Consider the following 388-nt stretch of genomic DNA (forward strand, 5'->3'; position numbering starts at 1 on the left):
CTCGGTCAGCTCGGGGCGGCCGGTGGAGACGCGCGGGGTGCGCGAGACGACCTTGGCGGCGTTGCCGGTGAACGCGACGGTGACGTCCTCGACGGTGCCCGCGGCCGCGGCGGCCTCCGGCGCGACGGCGTTCGGCTTGACGGTGATGACCGGGGCGCCCTGCGACACCCTGGACTTCACCTGGAACGACGCGGCGAACACCGACTGGGTGGCGACCGGACCGTCGGCGCCGGCCTCCAGGTCGACGGCGTCGGTGATGATGCCGGAGCCGAGGCGCAGGGCGACGCGGGCGGCGACCTCCTTGCCCTCGCCGGAGGAGGTGACCAGCACCGCGGCGGCCTCGCTCGCCTTCGCGATCTGGGTCAGCGCGTCCACCTTCGGGACGACC

Annotated in this window: 1 pseudogene; it reads right to left on the reverse strand. The window is 75.0% G+C overall.

The window, feature by feature from the left end:
- Positions 1-388, reverse strand: a pseudogene (locus PUR56_RS43095) (electron transfer flavoprotein subunit alpha/FixB family protein); the annotation flags it as partial.

Source organism: Streptomyces sp. BE303 (assembly GCF_036290945.1).
Classification (GTDB): domain Bacteria; phylum Actinomycetota; class Actinomycetes; order Streptomycetales; family Streptomycetaceae; genus Kitasatospora.